The 5,573-nt window shown below is 64.8% G+C and carries 7 protein-coding genes; 6 read left to right on the top strand and 1 reads right to left on the bottom strand.

Annotated features, from left to right (window positions below):
• The 5 genes from VN856_RS09485 to VN856_RS09465 all read left to right on the top strand — a co-directional run.
• Window positions 1-396: type II toxin-antitoxin system Rv0910 family toxin (locus VN856_RS09485; RefSeq protein WP_325688305.1), on the top strand; the 396-nt coding region annotated here is incomplete at its 5' end.
• 10 nt (window positions 397-406) lie between these two features.
• Entirely contained in the window at window positions 407-1,267 is an 861-nt protein-coding gene (locus tag VN856_RS09480; RefSeq protein WP_325688303.1) for a MaoC/PaaZ C-terminal domain-containing protein, read from the top strand.
• 19 nt (window positions 1,268-1,286) lie between these two features.
• Entirely contained in the window at window positions 1,287-2,156 is an 870-nt protein-coding gene (locus VN856_RS09475) for an SDR family oxidoreductase (RefSeq protein WP_325688301.1), read from the top strand.
• A gap of 14 nt (window positions 2,157-2,170) precedes the next feature.
• Window positions 2,171-3,412 (top strand): acyl-CoA dehydrogenase family protein, encoded by a 1,242-nt coding sequence (locus tag VN856_RS09470; RefSeq protein ID WP_325688300.1) that lies wholly within the window; start codon window positions 2,171-2,173, stop codon window positions 3,410-3,412.
• Window positions 3,409-4,371 (top strand): alpha/beta hydrolase, encoded by a 963-nt coding sequence (locus VN856_RS09465; protein WP_325688298.1) that lies wholly within the window; start codon window positions 3,409-3,411, stop codon window positions 4,369-4,371. Before VN856_RS09470 ends, VN856_RS09465 begins: the two co-directional genes overlap by 4 nt.
• 41 nt (window positions 4,372-4,412) lie before the next feature.
• Here VN856_RS09465 and mntR read toward each other — a convergent pair whose 3' ends face one another.
• Window positions 4,413-5,114, bottom strand: coding sequence for a manganese-binding transcriptional regulator MntR (gene mntR / locus VN856_RS09460; protein ID WP_325688296.1), 702 nt, complete (start codon window positions 5,112-5,114; stop codon window positions 4,413-4,415).
• Window positions 5,115-5,193: 79 nt separating this feature from the next.
• Between mntR and VN856_RS09455 the strand changes: the two genes are divergently transcribed.
• Window positions 5,194-5,573 (top strand): adenylyltransferase/cytidyltransferase family protein (locus VN856_RS09455; RefSeq protein WP_325688294.1); only part of this gene is annotated, 380 nt, incomplete at its 3' end.

The following is a 5,573-nucleotide window of genomic DNA, read 5'->3' as shown; positions in this document are numbered from 1 at the left end:
GCGTTGTGGGGGACCGTCAGCGACCTGGCCAACTGGGACAAGTGGTTCACCGTGCACGAGAAGTGGCTCGAGGGACCACCCGAGACTCTGACCGAAGGCGATAAGCTGACGGCCAAAATCGTCATGCTCGGCATGGCCAACAAAATCGAGTGGGCGATCGAATCGGTCAAAGCGCCGCGTTCCCTGGTGCTTTCGGGCACCGGAATGGCCGGCGTCAAGGCCCGGTTCACCTTCACCATCGACCCGGCCGAAAAAGGCTCGAAGTTCACCGTTTTCGGCGACTTCGAGGGTGCGCTGATCAAGGGCGCGCTGGCGAAGGCCGTCGAAAAGGACGGCGTCAAGCAACTCGACAAGACGCTCGACCAGCTGGACGCCTTGGCGTCCGCGGCAGCGTAAGGGCATTTGGATGACCGAGACGCTGGAGTTCGACGACACCGGCTTGGACCGCTGGACCGACGATGAGCGGTTCGACGTGACCCAGGACCGGCTGGCCGAGTACGCGGCGGCGACCAACGACCCGATCGAGGCGCACCGCAGAGGGGACGTTGCGCCACCGGTTTTCGCGATCGTCCCCGTTTTCGAGGCCTTGCTCACCCCGGCGGTCGACGTGATGCCCGTCGAGGCCATCCCGCGGATCGTCCACGGTGAACAGGACTTCCACTTTCACCGCCCGATCCGCCCAGGAGACAAGCTTGTCTCACGCGGCAAGATGATCGGATATCAAGGGCTGGAGAAAGGCACCCGTGCCGCGATCCTGCTCGAATGCCGCACCGAGGACGGTGAACTGGTCAACGAGCAGTACGTCACGACGTTCGTGCGAGGGATGTCGGTCGGCAAGACGATCGGCGAGCTGAGCCCCGACCACAAATTCGACGACAAACTGCGCGCGCAGGCGCCGGTAGCCAAGGTCGTGCAACACATCGACACCGACCAGACCTTCCGCTATTCGCCGGCGGCCGGTGACCCGATGCCGATCCACCTCGACGAAGAGGTGGCCAGGGACGCCGGTCTACCCGGCATCATCGCGCACGGGCTGTGCACCATGGCGTTCACGTCGTGGGCGGTGCTCACCGAGCTTGCCGACTCGGATGTCAACCGGCTCAAACGCTTCGCGGTCCGTTTCTCCAAGCCGGTGCTGCCCGGTGACGACCTGGAAACCAGGATCTGGACCGTGGGCAGCGGCGACGGAACGACAAGCTACGCATTCGAGACCGCGCGCGGTAGTGACTTCGTCATCACCGACGGGCTCGCGGTAATAGCCGACTGATAACAAGGGAGTTCGATCAATGGGAGCACTGGAAGGCCGGGTGGCGGTCGTCACCGGCGCGGGCCGCGGCATCGGTCGCGAACACGCACTGCTGTTCGCCAAAGAAGGGGCCAAGGTCGTCGTCAACGACCTAGGCGGCAGCAACGAAGGCGAGGGCGCCGACACCGGGCCCGCTCACGAGGTAGCCGAAGAGATCACCGCGGCCGGCGGCACCGCCGTCGTCAACACCGAGAACGTATCCACCTGGAGCGGTGCGGAAAGTGTTGTACGACAGGCGATCGACGAGTTTGGTGGCCTCGACATCCTGGTCAACAATGCGGGAATTCTGCGCGATTCGTTTATCGCCGGCATGGAGGAAGCGCAGTGGGACGCGGTGATCGCGGTCCACTTGAAGGGTCACTTCGCGATGCTGCATCACGCGGCCGCCTACTGGAAGGCGCAGTCGAAAGCCGGTGATCAACCCAATGCCGCGGTGATCAACACCGCGTCGGGTTCGGGTGTGACAATCCCCAACGCCGGCCAGGCCAACTACGGCTCGGCCAAAGCAGGCATCGCGGCGCTGACGTTGATCGCGGCCGAGGAACTGGAGCGGTACGGCGTGCGGGTGAATGCGATCGCACCGATCGCGCGGACCCGGCTGACGCTGGCCACACCCGGCATGGGTTCGCTGATGGCGGAACCCGAGGAAGGTGAACTCGACCTGTTCAGTCCGGCCAACATCTCTCCGCTGGTGGCCTACCTGGCCACCGAGAAATGCCCGATCACCGGCAAGGTGTATGCGGTTCAGGGCGGCGCGATTTCGGCCCTGTCCGGTTGGCACGACGTCGACACCATCGAGACCGACGGTGTGTGGGTGATCGACGACATCGCCGCCCGGCTGCCGCAGTAATCAAGGAGCAGAGCATGTTCGAATGGTCCGACACCGACCTGATCATGCGGGACACCATCCGCGGATTCATCGACAAAGAGATCCGGCCGAATGTCGACGCGCTGGAGACCGGTGAGATTTCGCCGTATCCGATCGCGCGCAAGCTGTTCAGCGAATTCGGCCTCGACGTGCTCGCCGCCGAAGCGGTCAAGACCATGCTGGACAAGGAGCGGGCCAGGCAAGAGAAGCCGGAAACCGAAAAGCGCTCATCCGGTGGAATCGGCGGCCTGGGTGCACAAGCATCGATGGCAGCCGTGCTGGTGTCCGAACTCGCCGGGGTCAGCCTCGGGTTGCTCAGTACGGTCGGTGTGAGCCTGGGTCTGGGCGCGGCGACGATCATGAGCCGCGGCACGCTCGCCCAAAAAGAACGCTGGCTTCCGGAACTCATGACGCTGGAGAAGATCGCGGCGTGGGCGATCACCGAACCCGACGCGGGATCGGATGCCTTTGGCGGAATGAAGACCTACGTCAAACATGATGGCGACGACTACATCCTCAACGGGCAGAAGACATTCATCACTAACGGCCCCTTCGCCGATGTCATGGTCGTTTACGCCAAACTCGACGACGGTCAAACCGATCGGCGGGCCCGACCGGTGCTGACCTTCGTTCTTGACTCCGGGATGCCAGGGCTGACGCAGGGCAAGCCGTTCAAGAAGATGGGCATCATGTCGTCGCCGACTGGCGAGTTGTTCTTCGACAACGTTCGGCTGACTCCTGATCGGCTGCTCGGCGAAACCGAGCAGCACACCGGCGGGGACGGCCGCGAGAGCGCCCGCGCCAATTTTGCCGGCGAGCGTGTCGGTGTCGCGCTGATGTCACTGGGGATCATCAACGAATGTCACCGGCTCTGTATCGACTATGCCAAGACCCGCACGCTGTGGGGTAAGAACATCGGTCAGTTCCAACTGATTCAGCTCAAGTTGGCGAAGATGGAGGTGGCCCGGATCAACGTGCAGAACATGGTGTTTCAGACGCTGGAGAAGGTGCAGGCCGGCAAGATGCCGTCGCTGGCCGAGGCGTCCGCGATAAAGCTGTACTCCTCGGAGGCCGCCACCGACGTCGCGATGGACGCGGTGCAACTGTTCGGCGGCAACGGCTATATGGCCGAGTACCGCGTAGAGCAGTTGGCCCGCGACGCCAAGTCGTTGATGATCTACGCCGGCAGCAACGAGGTCCAGGTGACTCACATCGCCAAAGGCTTGCTCGCCGGATGATCACCCAGGCGGCAAAAAACCTGTGGCACGGCTCGATGGCTGCCGTCGACCGGCTCGGCTACGTTCCGATCTCGCGGCTCGGCTTCAACGTGATGCTCAATGTGCTGGTGTCACAACAGTGGCTGCTCGCGGCGCTGCGCCCGGCGGCCGACTACGTGATTTCTCGCACCGCCCCAGTGGTTCCCGGCATTCGGGTCAAGTGTGTTGCCGCGCCGGTGTCCGGAGAGTGGGTCTGGGCTCCGGAGGCCGACGACGCGGCGGGCGTGGTGTTGGTGCTGCATGGCAGCGGCTACCTGATCTGCTCGGCGCGCACCCATCGCGGCTTCGCGTCGCACCTGTCCGAGTACTCCGGCATGCCGACTTTCGCGATCGACTACCGACTTGCACCGGAGCATCCGTTCCCGGCGGCTGAGGACGATGCGCTGGCCGCGTATCGCTGGCTGCTGTCGCAAGGACACGATCCGGCGAAGATCGTCGTCGCCGGGGATTCGGCCGGTGGGCACCTGGCGGTCGGGCTTGCCCTACGCCTGCGCAGCGAGGGGCTGCCGGCCCCGGCGGCGTTGGCGCTGTTCGGCCCGCTGATCGATCCGTCGTACCGGTTATGCATCGCCGACGCACGTACCCGGCGCCAGCCGCTGGATCCGCGCGCGGCGGCGAGGGCCGTTGCACTGTATGTCGGCGATCATGACCCCGAGGACCCCCGGCTGTGCCTGCTGAATGCCGAGCTTTCCGACTTACCGCCGATCCAAGTTCATTACGGTTCACGGGAAGTGATGCGCGCCGACGCCGAGGCGTTCGCGGCGCTGGTGGTCGAAGCGGGTGGTCGCTGCGACGAGCACATGTGGCCCGGCCTGATGCACGGCTATTGGCTCTGGCCACGCGACGGAGGCCTGACCAGCCTGCAGGTGGCCGGGCACTTCTTGCGCACGGCGGTCGCAGAAGCCAACACCGCATCGTGAACCGGCCCGGCTTCGCCCAGTAAACGTCGTCGACGCGGAAGCTAGCCCGCCACCATCCAAATCGCTTGGGCCGCAGGACTTCCCAAGTCGACTGTGGTGGGCCCATCGGCGGATTCCACCGCGACCGAGATCATGCCGGCGAATTCGCGGCGGGTGAGTACCCGGAGCCGCGAGTCGAGGTTGATGCCGATGCTGTCGAAGTAGCGCAGCATTTCGGGGTCCTTGTCGGAAATCCGCGCTACGACGCCGGCCTCACCATCGGCGCACGACCACAGCTGGCGGGCCGGTGGGGTCGGTACCTGCCCGTCGGAGCCCGGGATCGGGTCGCCGTGCGGATCGCGCTGGGGGAAGCCCAGCTTGGCGTCGATGCGTGCCACCAGCCGGTCGGACACCGCGTGCTCGAGTACCTCGGCCTCGTCGTGCACCTCATCCCAGCTGTAGCCGAGCTCCTTGACCAGGAATGCCTCCAGCAGCCGGTGGCGCCGGACCATGGCCAGCGCCGCTCGACGGCCCGACTCGGTCAAGGTGACCGCACCGTATTTCTCGTGATCGACGAGGCCCTGCTCGGCAAGTTTGCGGATGGATTCCGAGGCAGTGCTGGCCGACACCCCGAGCTTTTCGGCAAGCATCTTGGTGCTGACTTTGTCCCGCGACCATTCCTGGGCATTCCAGATGACCTTGAGGTAATCCTGGGCAACCGCGCTCAGCCCGGCAGGCTCCTCGGCAGGTCGGTCAGGGGGCACAACGGAAGTTTAAGCAATCCTCACCTGATCTGCGGCTCTCGCACGACCGGGCGCTACCTTGCCCCGTAGGCTGGCAGTTGTGCAACGGTGGCGGGGGCAGGACGAGATACCCACGGACTGGGGCCGATGCGTGCTCACCATCGGGGTGTTCGACGGTCTGCACCGCGGGCACGCCGAATTGATCTCGCATGCGGTCAAGTCAGGCCGTGCCCGGGGAGTACCCACGGTGTTGATGACGTTCGACCCGCACCCGATGGAAGTGGTCCACCCGGGCAGCCACCCGGCGCAGCTGACCACCCTGACCCGGCGCGCCGAGCTTGCCGAGGAGTTCGGCATCGACGTCTTTCTCGTCATGCCCTTCACCACCGCCTTCATGAAGCTCACGCCCGAGCGCTACGTACACGAGCTCCTCGTTGAGAACCTGCATGTGGTCGAGGTCGTCGTGGGGGAGAACTTCAC

Source organism: Mycobacterium sp. (assembly GCF_035603715.1).
Classification (GTDB): domain Bacteria; phylum Actinomycetota; class Actinomycetes; order Mycobacteriales; family Mycobacteriaceae; genus Mycobacterium.
The sequence above is the reverse complement of the archived record's forward strand: the minus strand, read 5'-3'. Positions and strand labels throughout refer to the sequence as shown.

Bases quoted from the DNA above. Each gene is read 5' to 3' on its own strand.
- VN856_RS09465 (WP_325688298.1), top strand. From the start codon at position 3,409: ATGATCACCCAGGCGGCAAAAAACCTGTGGCACGGCTCGATGGCTGCC.
- VN856_RS09475 (WP_325688301.1), top strand. From the start codon at position 1,287: ATGGGAGCACTGGAAGGCCGGGTGGCGGTCGTCACCGGCGCGGGCCGC.
- VN856_RS09470 (WP_325688300.1), top strand. From the start codon at position 2,171: ATGTTCGAATGGTCCGACACCGACCTGATCATGCGGGACACCATCCGC.
- VN856_RS09480 (WP_325688303.1), top strand. From the start codon at position 407: ATGACCGAGACGCTGGAGTTCGACGACACCGGCTTGGACCGCTGGACC.